Annotated in this window: 16 protein-coding genes and 1 pseudogene; 6 read left to right on the top strand and 11 right to left on the bottom strand. The window is 40.0% G+C overall.

The genetic code is table 11. From position 1 onward, the window contains the following. Positions 1 to 34: 34 nt before the first annotated feature. A complete protein-coding gene (locus FD724_RS20685; RefSeq protein WP_114081747.1) occupies positions 35 to 700 on the top strand; it encodes a class I SAM-dependent methyltransferase in 666 nt (221 codons plus the stop codon). Here FD724_RS20685 and FD724_RS20680 read toward each other — a convergent pair. The 3 genes from FD724_RS20680 to FD724_RS20670 all read right to left on the bottom strand — a co-directional run bounded on the left by FD724_RS20680 (position 680) and on the right by FD724_RS20670 (position 3146). Then, on the bottom strand, positions 680 to 1633 hold the full coding sequence (locus FD724_RS20680) for an alpha/beta fold hydrolase (protein ID WP_179073933.1): 954 nt from the start codon (positions 1631 to 1633) through the stop codon (positions 680 to 682). The two genes, FD724_RS20685 and FD724_RS20680, sit on opposite strands and share 21 nt — an antisense overlap. 19 nt (positions 1634 to 1652) lie before the next feature. After that, positions 1653 to 2159, bottom strand: coding sequence for a DUF4112 domain-containing protein (locus FD724_RS20675; protein WP_114081746.1), 507 nt, complete (start codon positions 2157 to 2159; stop codon positions 1653 to 1655). 87 nt (positions 2160 to 2246) lie between these two features. Next, a complete protein-coding gene (locus tag FD724_RS20670; protein ID WP_179073932.1) occupies positions 2247 to 3146 on the bottom strand; it encodes a YihY/virulence factor BrkB family protein in 900 nt (299 codons plus the stop codon). A 199-nt stretch (positions 3147 to 3345) separates the two neighbouring features. Here FD724_RS20670 and FD724_RS20665 point away from each other — a divergent pair, with 199 nt between their 5' ends. Together FD724_RS20665 and FD724_RS20660 are read left to right on the top strand one after the other, a co-directional pair. Beyond that, on the top strand, positions 3346 to 3810 hold the full coding sequence (locus FD724_RS20665) for a hypothetical protein (RefSeq protein WP_179073931.1): 465 nt from the start codon (positions 3346 to 3348) through the stop codon (positions 3808 to 3810). Between the two features lie 204 nt (positions 3811 to 4014). After that, positions 4015 to 6519 (top strand): GNAT family N-acetyltransferase, encoded by a 2505-nt coding sequence (locus tag FD724_RS20660; protein ID WP_179073930.1) that lies wholly within the window; start codon positions 4015 to 4017, stop codon positions 6517 to 6519. Positions 6520 to 6632: 113 nt separating this feature from the next. On the opposite strand, the pseudogene FD724_RS20655 reads toward FD724_RS20660, so the two are convergent. Continuing rightward, positions 6633 to 6737: pseudogene (locus tag FD724_RS20655) on the bottom strand (IS1 family transposase); the annotation flags it as partial. Positions 6738 to 6842: 105 nt separating this feature from the next. Here FD724_RS20655 and FD724_RS20650 point away from each other — a divergent pair. After that, positions 6843 to 8069, top strand: coding sequence for a lipopolysaccharide assembly protein LapB (locus tag FD724_RS20650; protein WP_179073929.1), 1227 nt, complete (start codon positions 6843 to 6845; stop codon positions 8067 to 8069). A gap of 156 nt (positions 8070 to 8225) precedes the next feature. On the opposite strand, the gene FD724_RS20645 is transcribed toward FD724_RS20650, so the two are convergent. From FD724_RS20645 to FD724_RS20620, 6 genes are all read right to left on the bottom strand, one after another. After that, a complete protein-coding gene (locus FD724_RS20645; RefSeq protein ID WP_179073928.1) occupies positions 8226 to 8789 on the bottom strand; it encodes a Uma2 family endonuclease in 564 nt (187 codons plus the stop codon). Positions 8790 to 8837: 48 nt separating this feature from the next. Continuing rightward, on the bottom strand, positions 8838 to 10418 hold the full coding sequence (locus FD724_RS20640) for a DHA2 family efflux MFS transporter permease subunit (protein WP_179073927.1): 1581 nt from the start codon (positions 10416 to 10418) through the stop codon (positions 8838 to 8840). Between the two features lie 218 nt (positions 10419 to 10636). Further along, complete coding sequence (locus FD724_RS20635) at positions 10637 to 11896, bottom strand: MFS transporter (protein WP_179073926.1); 1260 nt, start codon at positions 11894 to 11896, stop codon at positions 10637 to 10639. Positions 11897 to 12015: 119 nt separating this feature from the next. Continuing rightward, positions 12016 to 13464 (bottom strand): HlyD family secretion protein, encoded by a 1449-nt coding sequence (locus FD724_RS20630; RefSeq protein ID WP_179073925.1) that lies wholly within the window; start codon positions 13462 to 13464, stop codon positions 12016 to 12018. A gap of 157 nt (positions 13465 to 13621) precedes the next feature. Further along, entirely contained in the window at positions 13622 to 14089 is a 468-nt protein-coding gene (locus FD724_RS20625; protein WP_179073924.1) for a MarR family winged helix-turn-helix transcriptional regulator, read from the bottom strand. 74 nt (positions 14090 to 14163) lie between these two features. Then, a complete protein-coding gene (locus FD724_RS20620) occupies positions 14164 to 15822 on the bottom strand; it encodes a glycosyltransferase family 39 protein (protein WP_179073923.1) in 1659 nt (552 codons plus the stop codon). A gap of 137 nt (positions 15823 to 15959) precedes the next feature. Between FD724_RS20620 and FD724_RS20615 the strand changes: the two genes are divergently transcribed. Together FD724_RS20615 and FD724_RS20610 are read left to right on the top strand one after the other, a co-directional pair. After that, entirely contained in the window at positions 15960 to 16604 is a 645-nt protein-coding gene (locus FD724_RS20615) for a class I SAM-dependent methyltransferase (RefSeq protein ID WP_179073922.1), read from the top strand. A 134-nt stretch (positions 16605 to 16738) separates the two neighbouring features. Next, positions 16739 to 17194 (top strand): EVE domain-containing protein, encoded by a 456-nt coding sequence (locus FD724_RS20610; protein WP_179073921.1) that lies wholly within the window; start codon positions 16739 to 16741, stop codon positions 17192 to 17194. A gap of 251 nt (positions 17195 to 17445) precedes the next feature. On the opposite strand, the gene FD724_RS20605 is transcribed toward FD724_RS20610, so the two are convergent. Continuing rightward, entirely contained in the window at positions 17446 to 18270 is an 825-nt protein-coding gene (locus FD724_RS20605) for a zinc-dependent peptidase (protein ID WP_179073920.1), read from the bottom strand. Positions 18271 to 18428: the final 158 nt, after the last annotated feature.

Here is an 18428-nt window from a genome sequence, read left to right as displayed (position 1 = left end):
ATAACTGTAGATTATTGAAATTCTCTCATCTACCATGCCAAAACAGTCTATAGGTCTTGACGATCAACTCTATAATTACCTTTTATCCGTTTCATTGCGGGAACCAGAGATTCTTTTGAAGTTGCGCCAAGAAACTGCCAATCATCCCAGAAGCACAATGCAGATTTCACCAGAACAAGGGCAGTTTATGAGACTGCTAGTACAGCTGATTGGAGCCAAGAAAACCCTAGAAGTTGGTGTATTTACAGGTTATAGCTCGCTTTCAGTGGCTTTAGCACTTCCTGATGATGGTAAAATTATTGCTGCTGATGTGAGTGAAGAATTTACTGCGATCGCTCGCCGATATTGGCAAGAAGCCGGAGTTGCCCATAAAATCGATCTACGATTGGCCCCAGGTTTAGAAACTTTAGATCAGCTGTTGGCAACTGGACAAGGCGAGACATTTGATTTTGCTTTTATTGATGCTGATAAAGAAAATTATGATGGATATTATGAGCGATCGCTGCAATTATTGCGTCCAGGTGGATTGATTGCGATTGATAATGTTTTATGGTCAGGACAAGTTGCTGACCCGGAAAATCAAGATGAAAGCACCCAATCAATTCGCGCACTCAATGAGAAGTTACATCATGATGAACGGGTAACACTCTCCCTTGTCCCCATTGCCGATGGACTTACTTTAGCCATCAAGCGGTCTTAGTACAGTTTCACCATCCCGTAAAAATTCCAGAATCGCTGCATTCAACTCCTTAGAAGCACCACTTGAAGCATCATGATAGCAGTTAGACAAAATTTTTAATTTGGAATTTGGGATATGCTGATGTAATTTTTCACCATGAGTAGCAGGAAACCAACTATCTTGATCGCCCCACAAAACTAGTGTAGGACACTTAATTGCACTTAGTTTATTTTGAATTTTGGTAAGCATATTTGGCTTATTTGCTTGCCAATTCTCAATTTCTCGCGCTGCTATTTGTAACTCTTCGGCAACTTTGACAATCGTACCAGGAAATTGAACAAACGGATAAGTTATCCAATAGACATCTTCTTTTGTCAAAATTGACGGATCAAATAATACCCCACGTCTTTCTATTGCCATAATTTCTCTTAATAGAGGTGCAAACAAATATGCCAGACGTAAGGAGTCAATTGTTTGGATGATTTCTAGAGGAGTTTGGGCAAGTAATCCCATAGCCCAATGGGGTAGACGTTGGGCAAAAACAGGCACGTTTACTACTACAAGCTGCCCGATTAACTGCGGATTTTCTTGAGCAAGAGCAAGGGCAACTAATCCCCCCAGAGATTCCGCTACAATCACTGCGGGTTCATTACATAATGCCTGAATAATTCTTTGAAACTCAATAACTTGATGACCGTTGTGTTCTCGACGAGACAATGGTTTTTCAGAAAAGCCAAAACCTTTGGCATCAAAACAAATTACCCGAAAATATTTAGATAATTCTGTTACACTGTGTCGCCAATTATAGCTCCAACTACCCATGCCATGTAATAAAATTAGCGGTTTCCCTCTACCTTTTTCGCCATAAGAAATTTGTACAGGATAGCCTTTAGCATCAGTAATAATTAAAGTTTGTCGTCCTTTGGGAAAAGTAGCTTGCCACCAATCTTTCATTCCATTATCTATCAATAATTTAACCACCAGTTAAAGCGTTCCAGAATATTCTAATTAGGATCACGGGTAATGCTACTAAAACAATGGATATCAGCAACAATCCAACCAAAAGAGCAATGATAAATAACCTGTCTGCACTCTTTTGCTCGCTAGGAAACTTTAAGTATTCTTCCAATAGCTTGATATTATTAGTGTTAGCTCTCCAGGCAAAATCAAAAAAGTCTCCCAAAACGGGGACAGTGCCTACCAAGCCATCAACGATCACATTTACAACCATTTTACCTAAAGTGGCTCTAGAGACACCCAGCCGCGCTGCTTCTAGGATGATATAGCTAGAAAACATGACTCCCAAAAAATCACCACCAATAGGTATAAGTCCTAAAATTGGATCTAGACCAAAACCAATCTTCGTACCAGGAATGGTAATAACATTATCTAGCAGCCGACTTAACTGACGCAGGCGCTTCAAGGTGGGTGCTTTAGCATCAGGTTCAATCATAGAAAACCGAGTAGGAGAATCTGGCATGAAGGCGATCGCTAATTTTGCATTGAATCGTTAGATATTCTACTCCCCTACTGAGCTTTTGCAAAAGTTTTCTCAAGGATTTACAAATTAATATTTTTCGTTAGATTGTGACTGCGCTTTTAGACGCATATCTTCACCGACTGTCACATTCAACTGATCGCCGATTAACAGTACAGCAGCGCTCATCGACAGCCAGAGCATTAAAACTATCACAGCCCCTACAGCACCATATACTTTATTATAATTGCCAAAATTCGCCACATAAAGCCGAAATAGGGCAGATAATATTGCCCAGAAAACAGCTGCCAAAATTGCTCCAGGCATCATTGGCGTGCCTGAGTTCCATACACTTGGCCCATAGCGATAGACAAAGCCAAAAGCAACAGCAACAATACTTAAAGCTAAAGGCCAGCGTAACAGCTGCCAAAGATGTAATAAGACGATCAAGGAACCATTTTCGCGTACTACCATTCCCAAAAGCCAATCGCTGGTAAACACTAAGAAAGAAGCCAGCACTAAAAGCAACATAGTACCAACTGTTAATCCCAGAGAGACGAGCTTGGCTTTCCAAAAGGGGCGCATATTTTCTGAAGGAATTTGATGAATTTGGTCGAGGGCTGTCATAGCGGTATTCACCGCCCCAGAAGCAGTCCAAATTGCTAATACAAAGCTCAAAGAAAATAAGCCACTGTTTCTAGAATTGGTAATTTCTGTGGTAGCAAAATCACGAATTAGAACCAGGGCTTGTTCGGGTAGAATTTGACTAAGTTGGGCCGCTAGTTGTTTAAAGGTAGCTTGTAAAGATTCTGCCAATAAACCAATGGCTGTGAGGACAGCAAGAATCGCTGGAAACAGCGATAACATCGCATTGAAGGCGATTTCTGAGGCTAGTCCCAAAAGTCGTCTTTCCATTGTCCTAGCAAAAGTTTTTTTGAGCGTGCGCCAATTGAGGTAGTAAAAAAAGCGAAAAAAACGAGGCTTTGGCATAATTTAGAGTTAAAACTGGTTAGGTTTCTTAACTACTGTGCCAAATTTTGCGTAGCGATCGCATTTATCTTTTTACCGCAATAATACCGAGTGGGGAGAGTGGGGAGAGTGGGGGCAGAGGAGGCAGGGGGGCAGGGGGAGAATAACAAATGACTAATGACTAATGACCAATGACAAATGACAAATGACTATTTAATTTATGAATCAAGATTTTACACAACAGTGGTTGACAGAAATCCAGGAACTCAGAGAGCAGATGGCGGCACTTCAGAGCGATCGCGATACGGCTTGGGAAAGTGCCCAAAAATGGCGACAGCTTTACAACACAGAGGCAGAACAACGCCGCACAGATGCCCAACTGTCCCAACAGGCGATCGCATCACTCAAGGCAGACTTGCATAAACTCCGGGGTCTTGAGGTCGAGACACTGGCTGCTGGGACACCACTAACAGCGATTCAACAAGAGATAGAACAACTAAAATCTGTGGAGGAGTTACAAACTAAACTCATCGCCCTAATCAAAGAACGCGATCGCCTTTTGCAAGCTTTGAAAACTGAGCAAGATAATCATGGCCAAACCCGCAATAGCCTTACTACTGCTTTGGGTGATGCAATTGACAGTTTGACACAGGAACGAGCCAAAGGAGAAAAAGAAAGTCAATGACCCGCCTAAACCCCGGTTTCTTAAAGAAACCAGGGTTCTTGTTGATTTAGGACTGCTATATAAGGTTGAGCTACTTATCGCCCAACGACTAAAGCTTTGTTTTCAGTGTAATTGCGGTTCTCGATAATTTAAGCGGCGTGAAAAGCTAGGAGCATTAACAAAGTAGTGTTTATGCTTTCACTTTACTCAAAGCGTCATTAATCAATGTCCTCATCTGGAGAACCACCTGTTGAATCCTACCAACCACCGTCGGGTTACTCGTTACGGCGTGGCACTTTACAAGATATCCAATCGTATAACTTTAATGCTTCATTTTGGATTGCTGCTATAGCTTTCTTGTGGCTAGTTATTAGCATCCGTTCACTTCTGGAAGCGTGGCTAAATAAATTATCTATCATTCATAAAGCTTATTTATTTGAATATGGAAAGTTACCAGATAATATCTTTTTTCAAGATTTGCAATATATTCTCCCATCATTAAACGAAGTTAATTGGTCGTTTATTTTGGTAATGGGATCTGGAATTATTACTGGATTTTTAGTTGGAGTTACACTTAAGCATCTAATTCCCAGGTTGTTAGCATCAGAATCTCCCAATCGCACCGTGTGGGTAGCTGAATATGAACAGCAAATTGTTGGATGGGCAATACTTTTACAACGCTCGAACTACACTATACTTTCTACACTTTATATTACTTCCCAACACCGATCGCGGGGTGTTGGCTCATATCTAATCTTGAATTGTTTAAAGAATATTGGGCAACCAGCCTATCTGATCTGTGTTCCTCAACTTCAATCTTTTTACGCTCGATTTGGCTTTGTTGCGCTTCTCAAAGAGCAAGTGCCTAAAGAAATGCGGTTGTCTAAAATACCCTGTATGGGTTTATTGGGTAAACCAATACCGATCACCAACCAGCCATCAGCTAATGTATCTTTACCATCTGGGATTTTAATTCGCCCATTCCAAAACTTTGAAGAACAATTCAATTTTTACAATAGTTTTTGGCACAGAAAACAATTTAGAAACTCTCGGCTTTATGTTTTTAGCTTAATCGCCTTCGTGTCAAGCAGTGCTTTTGTCTTAGTCAGCGTAATTTTTGGCAGTCTCAGAGCAATATTTGGCTTAACATGGTTAGCTAACTTTGATTTTTATTTTTTGGGTATTCAATTTTTAGGAATTACCATAGCTGTCTGGTTGTATTTAGAACTGATGATTTTGATGTGGTTTTCTGTCAGATGGCAAGAGTGGATTATTGAACAGGATGGTCGTGCGATCGGCTACATTCACTTTTCTCAACAAGCAGAGTGTTCCATACTATACAATTTGTATGTTGAACCACAAGAGCAGCTAGACAATTTTAGTAAGTTGTTGTTAGCTCGTCTCAGCCGCCAGATAGCACTACCTTTATACTTCAATTGCCCACGTCCAAATAGGCAGTTTTTTACTGGATTGGGTTTTACACCAGTTAATCGCAATAGACTACCATTTGAATTAAAAATTCTCCAACTGACTAATCAAATACCTCTTCAACTTACACAGCAGGCAGCCAGAAACTTAATTACACAACTGCCTAAAATCATAGAGTTAATTAATTGTAATTACAGTATTTTATCAACTAATCATCAAAAAATACAATTTAAAACCCTACGTAATATCAAGAAAAACTTGATTCGATTTTTAGCTAATTTACTTATAGCATTCATGATTGCGCCAGTCTTCCAACTCCCTCAAATGTATGCTGAACTTAAGCAACAAACTCAAATAGAAAATTCTAGTAATAAACAGATTGGAAAAACTTTAGTAGCGCCAGAAAATATAGGGGTATTAGCGATTGCATACGATAATCAAAGCCTAATTAGTGGTAATGAAAATGAAACTATCACAATTTGGAATTTGAGCAATCAAAGCCTGGAAAAAACTATCAGCCTGCCTTTTGGTTCTGGTAAAATTCAATCTTTGGTAGTCAGTCCAGACAAAGAAACTTTAGTTATTGGCACATCAAAAGGCACAATTCAAGTATGGAATTATAAAAATGGCACAATTAAAAAAATACTTTCTCCTGGCCACTTGGGAAATATCATCGCACTAAGAATTAGTTCTGATGGTCAAAAGTTAGTTAGTGGGAGTTGGAATGATTCAGTGGTAAAAGTTTGGGATTTATGCCTGGGTCAACTTCAACATACTCTTAATACTGGTGCTAATAATATTCTGTCTTTAGCAATCAGTCAAGATAGCCAAACTATCTATATTGGCTTGTTTGGCACACTCCAGATTTGGCATTTAGATCGTAAATTACTTGTAGATAATTTAGCTGCTCATTCTCGTGAAATCGATGCGATTGCTGTTAGTACAGATAGCAAATTATTAGTAAGTGGTGGGACAGATAGCCTAATAAGTCAAGGTGGAATTTCGAGCAATATTTGGATGGTAAAAGTTTGGGATGCTCAAACCTTAAAACTATTAAAAACATTACAAGGAAATTCTAGTTCAATCTACAAATTAATTCTCAGCCCCGATGCTAAAACAGTTATTTTTGATAGTTGTTGTGAAGCCCATTTTTGGGACTGGATAAATAATAAAGACATTACAGATATTCATGGATTAGTTCGTAATACTGTACTCAGCCCCAACAGCAAAATTATTGTCAGTGTTGCGTCTGATGGCAAAACAATGACAATCACATATTTAGACACTTTGAGAATGTTGTGAAAATCGTGAGCATACTAAAAACCTCTCTCCTTTAAGGCTACGGTGTAAACACAAAATGGGATATTTTTTTATTTGGAAGTCCTTAATGCTGGCGTTGCTGAGTGCGGTATGAATTAATTGAACACCAGAATAAAACGATACTTCAAGTAGTGAAGTAATAATCGAATAGAGTATTTCAGCATTTCTAAGGACTTAGAATAACATAGTGTTTTGCGATGCTCGTGAATTAGTATTACGCCTCGGAATTGCTGAAATAAGGTAAAAATAATAGGGCATGGGGATAATTAACTCATGCAAATAACTCAAGGTAAGGTAAAGTACCCATGCTCAGGCGCTTAATTATGATTGTTACTGCCGCTATTCTCTTTAGCAACTCCTTAACGCTGGCACAGACTAAAAAGCCCAAACCACCGGATAAATTCCCTCCTAATCCCTTAGAAATTACCACACCCGATCCACTGCTACCACGTTTGCCCAAAGATAAACAGCCATTAACTCTCCAAGAACAGCAAAACTTAGAACCAGCGCTGGATGTCTTAAATCAACAAGCAGCAGCGAAATTGCAAGCAGGGGAGCAGGTGGCGGCGTTTGAAATTTGGAACCGAGAACTTCGCTTGCGGCGCTTTTTAGGTTCCTTAGCAGAGGTGCAAGCACTATCACGAGTCGGGGCGATCGCTTGGAAGCAAAATGATGGGGAAGAAGTACAATATATTACGCAGCGATTGCAAGCAATTCAAAATCAGGCACAATCTCAGAAAACAACTGCCCAAGTTGATCTGGAATTATGGCGATCGCTAGCCCAAGCTTACCAAAATGTGCGATCAATTAAACTAGCTGTAGAAGCTTACGACCAAGTTTTGTTAGTGGTGCGGCAGCAAAAAAATACAGCAGCAGTAGTAGAAATCCTTAAGACAATTGGGGAATTGCATTTAACTTGGTTTGATTATACTAAAGCCGCCCCAGTCTACGAGGAATTATTGAGTTTAGCTACTTCTCAAGGTGAACGTGTAAATGAGGTAACATATCTGCAAAGGCTGGCTTACATTTATGAGCAGACACAACAACCCCAGCAGTCATTGAATGTACTTAATAAACTAGTAGAAATTTACACTAGAGAAAATAATCTTACTGTAATCCCAGAATTAAAGCTAGCGATCGCTGCAAATTACGAATCTCTAGCCAAGAAAGATCCTAACTTACTGCTAGAAGCTTTTCAAAATTATCAAGAAGCTTATACCACTGCTTGGCAATTACGCGAGTATGTTCGTGCTGGCGACGCTTTGCAGAAGTTAATTGCACTGTACCGTTCTCAAGGACAAATAGACGAGGCTTTGCAGGCTAGCCAAATCCTTGTACAGACACAGACGCAATCTGCTAACTTTTACGGGACAATGCAAGCTTATGACCAAATTGGGCAATTGTATCTAGAACAGAAAGATTTTCCTCAAGCATTAACAGCTTTTAAAAAAGGGTTGGAAATAGCACAACAACTAAAACATGAAGAAGCATACTTTACTAAGCAAATTGAAAAAATATCATCTAATCGATAATACCTATTAATTGATTAAGGAAGTTGGCACAATAAAATCAAACTATGTAAGGAAAAATCAACTAGGCTAAAACCCTTATACTTATTGCCTATTGCCTATTGCCTTATCCCAACGACAATTATTTACGCTCACTTACTTATTCAACTTAGATGCTTTTCAGCTTAATACATCTTCATATATTTCGGCGATCGCACACCGAAAATCAACGCTAGCTAAATGCACTTCTTGTTCTTGTTCATAAGGATAAAGTACCCACTGTCCTTGTTCATTACGGCGGAAGCATTCTACACTCATTCGATCTGATGAAATTAGCACATACTCTTGTAGTGATTCTAAATGCCGATAACTAGCGAATTTCTTGCCTCTGTCATAGCCTTCTATTGACTCAGAAAGTACTTCAATAATTAAACAAGGATAGGACTTAAAATATTCAGACTCTCTATCTCGTGTATCGCAAGTTACTATGACATCAGGATAGAAATAGCGGTTGATGACATCAATCTGTGCTTTCATATCCAACATATAGACACGGCATCCACTACCCCGGAGATGGTTTCGTAACAGCATAGATACATTCATGCTAACTGTAACATGAGCATCACTTGCCCCTGCCATCGCGTAGACTTGTCCATCAATATACTCGTGTTTAATTTCACTTACTTTCTCGCCTTCTAGATATTCTTCTGGAGAGATATAGTACTCACTTTGGCTGATGACCATTTTAGTACCTTAGTAGTTTTATCAAATATTTTAACTCATACAACAAATTTAATGAGCGACAGTATTACCACTTGGCTTCACCTTTTTGAAGAATAAAACGGCAAGTCCACTGAGTAATAATGCAATGCCAATAAAGTAGAAACAATCATTAAAAGCCATTACATAAGCTTCCCGGCGGACTATATTAGATATGGATGCGATCGCTTGATTTTGCGCGGTACTCAAATCTGCTCCTTTGCTGACAAAATACTGTGTCATTTGGTCAATTCGCTGTTGAGTTTCTGGGTTATATAAAGATATCCCATCACCCAATCTATTCGAGTGAAATTGCTCTCTGTTAGTTAATAAAGTAGCTAAAGATGCAATTCCTATAGAACCGCCCATATTCCGCATCATATTAAATAAACCACTTGCTGAACCTGCTTCTTGTGGACTCAACCCAGCAGTAGCAATAGAAGTTAGGGGTACCATAATTAGGGGTTGTCCCATTGCACGCACAAATTGCGACCAGCGTAACTGATCTAATCCAGTTTGATTAGTCATTCCAGAGTTCATAAACGCACTAATGGAAAACAATGTTACGCCAATAGCTACCATTAACCGTACATCAATGCGTTGCATCAATTTGGGGATGAGTGGAATAATAAAAAGTTGAGGAATACCAGCCCAAATTAATACTTCACCAATTTGTAGCGCATTGTATTTTTGAATTTGGGCAAGATACAACGGTAAAATATAAATTGAACCATACAATCCAACCCCCAGGGACACATTAACAATACTAGCTAAACCAAAATTCCGCCTAAACAAAAGTCGTAAATTAATAAATGGTTGCTTACGAGTTAATTCTATAAAGAAAAATATCGCCAGAAAAATTACTGCGATCGCACTTAACCGCAGAATCAGCGCTGAACTAAACCAGTCTTTGCGGCTACCTTCTTCTAAAACAACTTGCAGGGAACCTAACCCAATTGCCATTGCAATAATTCCCCACCAATCACCTTGTTTCAGTAAATTAATTTGGGGTTTTTCTTGCTTAATTCCGTACCAAACTCCAGCTAGCATTAATGCGCCTGGAATTACATTTATATAAAAGTTGTATTCCCAACCAAAATTTTCTGTTAACCAACCTCCTAATGTTGGGCCAATTGATGGTGCAAAAACTGCACTAAACCCAAAAGCAGCCAGTCCAATTGATTGCTTAGATTGGGGTAAAGTCGTTAATACAACTGTCATAGCGGTGGGAATTAAGACTCCTCCACTAAAACCTTGCAAGGCGCGAAATAAAATCATGGAATTGAGATTCCATGACCAAGCACAGCATATAGAAAAGAAAATAAATAGTGCAGTATTCACTAACAGATAACGTCGCAGAGAAAACACTCGCGACAACCATCCTGTTAAAGGAATTACCACAATCTCTGCTACTAAATAAGCGGTAGAAATCCAAGAGCCTTCTTCTAAAGTTGCTCCTAAACTTGCTTGAATGTCTTGCAGTGAAGCATTAGTTATTTGAATATCTAATACCGCCATAAATGCACCAAGCATACTGGCTAATACACCAATCCAAGTTCTTAACGGTACGCGTTCTGGTGGTGCTTGCTGATGAATTACACCTGTATTAGCCATAGTGTTGTTCCAGTTTCAAGGTTAAGTAACAAAATTATTATCAAACAGAATTCAGGACTTTGGAGCCAGAATCCCTTTCAGGGAAGCAAGCTACAGAATTAATTTTGTGCAACTGGCAAATAAACAAACAGCGTCTTGGTTCTGATAGCGAATCGCGAACGTCTTTCTGTGTTAGGAATTATTCTCCAATTTATACCATCTCTTTGCGTCTTTTTATCCTAAGCTTTATTACTTATTACAATGCCCTTTTGCTCATAAATTGGACGCATTATCTGCCTTAAAGTAGGCAACTGTCTGCTAAAAATTATAGAACCTAAAATACAAGCTATACCATCAATAATTAAAGTGTTGGGTGCGCCAATACGACTTGCTAATACACCTCCTAACAAGTTGCCCACGGGAATCATCCCCAAAAATGACATTGTGTATAAGCTCATCAATCGCCCACGTTTGTCATCATCAACAATTGTTTGTAAAAATGTGTTGCTAGCAGCAATCTGGAGAATTGTACCTAAGCCAACAAATAACATTGTAAATAAAGAAAGTGGTAAATATCGAGATAAAGAAAAGGCAATTAGACCAACTCCTAAAATTGCTGGAGCTAAAGCAATCAATTTACCAATTCCTAAGATTGTTTGGCGCGTAGCGAGATAAATTCCACCAGTTAAAGCTCCAACCCCAGATGCAGCCATCAAAAAACCCAAACTCTCTGCACCACCTTTGAGTACTTGTTCTGCAATAACTGGTACGAGAATAGTGTTTTGCAGCCCCATGAGACTGACTAAAGTTGATAGCAATAAAATCGAGCGAATGGGTGGAAAACTAAAGGCATATACAAATCCCTCTTTGACTTTTTGTAAGGGATTACCGTCTGTCACCACATTTTTCCAAGGCTTAACTTTCATTGCCAATAAAGCAGCGAGTACAGCAATGTAGCTTAAACCGTCTATTAAAAAACAATAACCAGTTCCAACTCTAGCAATTAGTAAACCTCCGATCGCAGGGCCAATCAATCTAGCACCGTTGATCATGGTAGAGTTGATGGCGATCGCATTGGCTAAATCTTCTCTGCGTTCAACCAGTTCTGGGACAAATGCTTGGCGGGCTGGCGCATCTAAGGCGTTAATAAATCCTTGGAGTAAGCTCAAGGCGATGATGTGCCATACCTCAATCACACCAGTCAGTGCCAGTACTGCTAATGTTAATGATTGAATCATCGCCAAGACTTGTGTACCAATTAAGGTACGATATCGAGAAAATCGATCTACAAATACTCCACCAAAGGGAGCTAGAAAAAAGCTCGGAATTTGACTCGAAAATCCCACAACTCCTAACATTAATGCGGAGTTTGTCAAGTTATAAACTAGCCAAATCGTCGCAAGTTGCGTCATCCATGTCCCAATTAGGGAAATACCTTGTCCGGCAAAAAACAACTGGTAGTTTTTTGACCTTAAAGCAGGTAGTAATGGTTTTTTCATGTCAGGTTTGTTTTATACCAATCTGCTCTCACAAATATCATTTCACCTCATCTTTGTACGCCTCTCTATAGATGTATGAGAATGTCATAACAAGAAAGAGGTTTGCAGACAACTTGGTATTACTTGACTTCCACAGCTACTTCCGCAGACATCCCCGGAGTAATCCGCGATTCGTACCCTTGAATGCTCTTTTGGTCAAAAACTACTTTAACTGGGATGCGTTGGACAACTTTGGTAAAGTTACCTGTAGCGTTATCCGGTGGCAATAAGGCAAACTGAGCGCCGGAAGCTGGCGAAAGACTTTCAACACGACCGACAAAGGTATGATGAGGGAAAGCATCGAGCTTGATTTCTGCTGTCTCGCCTGGGCGCATCTTTTCTAATTGGGTTTCTTTGAAGTTCGCAATTACCCAATACTCGTTATCCACGATCGCCATTAATGGTGTTCCTACTGCAACTCGGTTGCCAACTTCGACGTTTTTTCTACCGACTCGTCCGGCACTGGGGGCGGTAACATTGGCGTAGGATAGTTGCAATTGCGCGTCTTTGAGCGATGCTTCTGATTGCGCGATCGCAGCTTTTGCCGCTTCGTATTGACTACGTTTTACTGTTGTATCTTGTCCGCCTGCGGTAGCTTGTTGCAATCCGCCCTTGGATGCTGCCAATTTCGCTTGGGCGTTGGTGACATTTTCTTGTGCCTGTGCTAGTTGAGACTGGGCTTTCGCAACACCAACTCTCGCAGAGGCTAACTTCGCTTGAGCTTGTTCTACTCCCTGAACAGCAGCGTTTCTTTGTGCCGTCGCTACATTAAAAGCGGCCTTGGCTGCGTCTAGCTGCTGACGAGCGATCGCACCTGATTGATACAATTCCTTGTAGCGATTGTAATCTGCTTGGGCATTTTCCAAATTCGCATTTGCTTGCGCTACCTGCGCTTGGGCGGCGGGAATCCCTGCTTCGGCTAATCTGACTTCAGCTTGCGCGGCTGGTATCCCAGCTTGCGCTTCTTGTACTGCTGCTTGGGCTGTGGAAATTGCTGCTACCGCACCACTAACATCTCCCTGCGCTTGAGTTGTCTTACCAGTGGTGGTTTGTGAAGTTAAAGCAATATTTGCTTGGGCAGCTTGGGCCTGTCCACGTGCATTTTCTAAGGCTGCTTGTGCCTGTTGCACCTTACTTTCATAGTCTCGTGGATCTAACTTCACTAACAATTGTCCCGGTTGCACCAGTTGGTTATCATTCACAAGCACTTGACTTACAGTTCCGGGAATGCGGCTACTAACTTGGTGAATATTTCCCGCAACAGTGGCGTTGTCTGTTTCCTGATGGGTGGAGGCGTATTGCCAATAGTTATAACCAAAAGTACCTGCGACGATCGCACCCACACCTAATCCTGCCAAAATCAAACCAGTTGGTTTTTTCCGCTTCGGTGGAACTTCTTTCTCGATCTCAGGAGTTACAACAGGCGCTTCGGCGGTTACAGCTTCTAAAGTCTCGGAATTAGGAATCAATTCTTTTTCGATAACTATGGTTTTGTTTTGGTTGCGTCCGTTAAATGTATTGGTTTTCATGATTCTTAACTCACTTGTTCGATGATTTGATTGATAGTCTTTTATTTAGAATGCGTAGTATTTACTGAAAAAAATCTTATTTCCTTAGTATGCGTAATATTATCTCAAAACAAATCTTCACAGTACCTCCCCCAGTCGGGTGATTGTGAGATTATCTTTAGGAGAGGTTAGCGATCGCCCGATTTAAGATTTGGGAAAACAGTTCTCGGTCAGCAAAAGAAATACCGTCCATTGCTTCATCCCGCACTGCGGCGGCGATTGGGGGTAAAATACTTTCTAGTTCTTTACCTGCATCCGTTAGCCAGATCCGCCAGATGCGGCGATCGTGAGTGTCGCGTTCTCGACGCACCAAACCGCGTTCTTCCATCCGATCTAGTACGCCTGTTAAAGTCCCTCCCACTTGTTTGAGTTTGTCTCCAATACTAGAAGTAGGTAAACCATCTTCTTGCCACAAACAGCACAACACCAACCAGTGAAATGGTGTAAGTCCAAAGGGTTCTAGCTTATCTGTAAACTTGCGACTGAGCAATTGTGAAACTAATTTGATTCTGTAGCCCAAATTGTATGGTGCCAGATTTTGCTGCCACGACTCTAAAGCTGGGGAATGATTAGATGTAGAAACCATTTAGCAAAATACTTAGTGTACGTACTATTATATATAAATCAACATTTTTTAGCAACAGGTACTTTGCATCTATCTTAGGGAAGAAATTGGATCAACTGGTACTCTTTGACAGTGCCGAGAATACGGTGAGGTCTAGATAATTTAAGGGATTGGTCAGTATAGATCCAAGCATAGCTCAAAGCTGGTATTTGCGAAATAGAGGCTACTTGCTGGGCATGGATAGGAAGATAGAACTCAAATAATACTTCGGTTTTTTGGTCTATTTCCACATAGTAGGTAGGATGAGATTGGAGAGTTGAGGCGATCGCAGTTTGTTGTAAAAAAGTTTTCAAAACATGGTTATAGTCACTTAACAGACCTATGCTACCAATCGTCGCCAAAGCTAGCCAACAGGGAATTAACCAACCTGCAATCCAATAACGCACTGTGAGAAACTTCTTGCCAAAGTGGTAACGACTAATCCACACTACAGGTAAAATTAACCAACCCAAGCCCATAGCCAAGCCAATAGTTGCATACTTGCGAAAATCAAAACTACCCCAACTAAAAATGCCAATACTCGCTATAACAAGTAAAACACCGAACCCACCAAAGCCATAACTGAGATTTCGAGGAAGATTTTTTTTGGCAAAAAGGCTTAATACATTTATTTTATCTTTTTCAAGAGGTAATGGGGGGGTAATTCCTGTCTGGTAAATACTACCTAACCAGTTTAAACCCACAGATGCAAACAAAGCTATAAACGGATAAAGGCAAAGACTATAATGAGGGAGACGAGTGCTAAAAAGACTAAGCTCACAAAATAGGATAAGTGGAAAGCCAACTAATATTAACTGATAACGAGGAATAGGACGACGTACAGTTAAAAATAAACCTAAAAGTCCGAAAAAAGCCCAAGGAAATGCTTTTAAAAGAATATTCCATAAATAAAACAGCCGATCATTTCTATAATTATTTTCAGAACCTAGCTGCATAACAAACTTGAGCAACTCTTCAAAACTCTGATTTCCGTAGTGCAGCCAGCTTAAACACAGCCAAACACCAGTAGGTATTAAACCGACGAAAAAGCCTAAATACAAAAATGGGTTAGTAAGATGATGATGACGGCGATGTTCCCAAATTAAATAAGGGAATAAAGCGATGATTGGCAAAAAAATCATAAAGCTTCTGACTAAGAAGCCTAAACCTAAACTTAAACCAGCTATAAAACTCCAAAAATAGCGATATTTAGGATATGATTCTGTTTTTATTAAAGACAAAATAGCTAAAAGTACCAATAGAACCATCGGTATATCAGGTGTACTTAAGCGAGAGTATTGCAGCCAGAGAAATTCCACACTTAAAATAGCAGCAGCAAGCCAAGCTAATTTTTTGCCCAGCATAATTTTGCCGATTTCATACACAAGCCATAAGCTAAAAATACTAGCAATCATACTAGGAAGACGCGCACTAGTATCACTCATCCCAAACAGCTTGTAGAAACTGGCAATTAACCAATAAGGGCCAGGGGTTTTATGATGTGCCGTTGTCCAAGGAGTTATCCAATTACCAGAATCAAACATCAGACGCGCACGCGAAGCGTAAAGCGCTTCATCATGTGCCATCAGGCTATTGTGCCCAGAAGTAAATAATAATAAGGGAAGTATCCAAAGTAACAAGCTCAAATATGGTAATAATCCCACTAGGCGCGTTTGTCGCCAAATATGCCGCAATATATGTAATTTATAAAACATTGAATTGATAAAATTGAATGCTGCTATTTAGACTCGTCTATGTGTCTTGCTGTTATTAAAATATGTTACATACTGTTTTTTGAACAATACCTGAAATTGCCGCATTTTTTGAAAAAAGTACTCCAAAACAGAGATTTATGCAATTAAGACCGAATCAACGCCAGAAATTAGACGACAAAGACGATAAGCTGTTCTATGCCTATCCCCGCTTTGTAACCCATGTCGATGAAGGATTTATTCAACAGCTAACGGATTTATACCGCGATCGCCTCAAACCGAACACCCGCATTCTTGATATGATGAGCAGCTGGGTGTCTCATCTGCCAGAAGAGATGCAGTTTGACCATGTGGAAGGACACGGACTCAACGCTGAGGAATTAGCACGAAATCCCCGCTTAAATCATTACTTTGTGCAAAATCTTAACGAAAATCCCCAGCTGCCTTTAGCAGATGGAGATTTTGATGCTGTTCTCAATTGCGTATCTGTGCAATATATGCAATATCCAGAAGCAATATTTTCTGAAATTTACCGCATCCTGAAACCTGGTGGTGTTGCAATTATCAGCTTTTCTAACCGAATGTTTTTTGAAAAGGCGATTCAAGCTTGGCGGGAGGCTTCAGAATCACAGCGAGTGGAATTAGTCAAAGCTTACTTCGCCTCAGTCCCAGGATTTACAACCGCAGAAGTTATAGCTCATAAATCAACATTACCGAATTTATTTCAGTGGTTGGGTGCAGCTGGAGGAGATCCATTTTATGCCGTTATAGCTTATCGTAGTTAAGCCAAATATTCACTAGTGCAAGAAGGCTTGTAGTAAGCACTTTAGTGCTTAAAAAATAAGGACTAAAGTCCTTACTACGAACTTAGTTACCTGCTCAAAATTAAAATGCTTTTGTACATAGATAATTTTTGTAGATGAATTATTGGCTAATGAAATCAGAACCAGAAGCCTATAGCATTGCTGACCTTCAACAACAAAGCCAGACTATCTGGGACGGTGTTCGCAATTATCAAGCTCGCAACTTTTTGCGCCAAATGGAGGAAGGGGACTTAGCTTTTTTCTATCACTCGAATGCTAATCCTCCTAATATTGCTGGGTTAATGCGTGTAGTGAAAAAAGATATTGCTGACCCGACCCAGTTTGAGCCAGAAAGTAAATATTACGATCCGAAATCAACTTCTGAATCACCTCGGTGGCAAACAGTTGTAGTAGAATTCGTTGAGACTTTTTCTAACCCTATCTTGCTATCAATACTCAAAGAAAAGTTTAGCGCCGAAGACTTAATGTTGGTGAGACAAGGAAATCGATTATCAGTTATGCCCGTCCCTGAAGCAGTAGCTTTAAAAATTCTAGCAATGAAAGGCTCCTAGTTGAAATAATTCGTAATGGGCTACGCCCCGCTTCTCTACGAGACGCTACGCGAACGCTAACGTAATTTGTAATTCGTTAAATATTTTGAAAGGAAGATTGATTAGCTGGACATAATACAATACAGTTCAGATAAAACCAAAACACTTGTAGAGACGGCAATTTATCACGTCTCAAAACCCACAATTTTGTACAAGTAGCGTTTAACCCAAACGTATTGGGACATAATGTGATTCTTGCCTATTTATTTAGTTTATACCCATTGCAAAGGATCTAATTGATAGTAACGTTGCAATTGCTCATAAAGTGCCGGATGCTTAGACAGCAATTGGTGTGGTTTCTCAAAGAATGTCTCAGTCGCTACGGCAAAAAATTCTGCGGGATTCGTTGCCCCATAGCTATCCATTACCGTCTTTGCGCCTTGTAGAACATCATTACAAAGTTGCTGATATGCTTCTGTCATCACCTTCGCCCAAATAGCATAGTCTGAGTTGCTTTGCAGTATCGGAACTCCTTCAGCTTTACCATCTTCTTGATCTAACTGATGGGCGAATTCATGAAGCACAACGTTACGTCCATCTCTCCAGTTATTAATATCTTGTTTTACCTGTTCCCAAGACAGTACTAATTGGTCATTTGTCCACGATTCTCCTAGTCTTGCCACACGCCTTTCTTCAACAACATATTTTCCGATGGAAGTTGTTTCTTGAACAAAATAGGCATTGGGATACACCAGAATTGAACGAAGTCTAGGGAAGTATTGCCCACGTTCATTTAATAAAAGTAAACAGGCGATCGCAGCAAGAGTAACTTTCATTTCCTCCGTCACCTGTAATCCTCTACAGCCAATAAATTGCTTTTCTGCTAAAAATACTTGAATATGTCCCTGAAGTCGTCTGATTTCATCGGGAGAGAGACGCAGATAAATAGGAAGATTATTCTCAATAATTGCATTCCACAGTGGAGGAAAAGGACGGTATTTAAGACGGTTTCTTCGCCTTTTGATTAGGATGGGATTGGCTAAAATGCCAGCTATAATTAGTCCAATGATGAGAAAAATAACTATTGTTTGAATCATTGAATTTTTAGTGATTTATATATTTAATTAACTGACTTTTGTCTCTAAGCTCACCTCTTTTTTTACTGTTATAAAACTAGCCATTTCAAGGTGGGTGAAAATTTTAGTCTATAAATTATTCTTTAACCTCTTCTCTCTGTGTTCTCTGTGCCTCTGCG

This window comes from Nostoc sp. C057, assembly GCF_013393925.1.
Classification (GTDB): Bacteria; Cyanobacteriota; Cyanobacteriia; order Cyanobacteriales; family Nostocaceae; genus Nostoc; species Nostoc muscorum_A.
The sequence above is the reverse complement of the archived record's forward strand: the minus strand, read 5'-3'. Positions and strand labels throughout refer to the sequence as shown.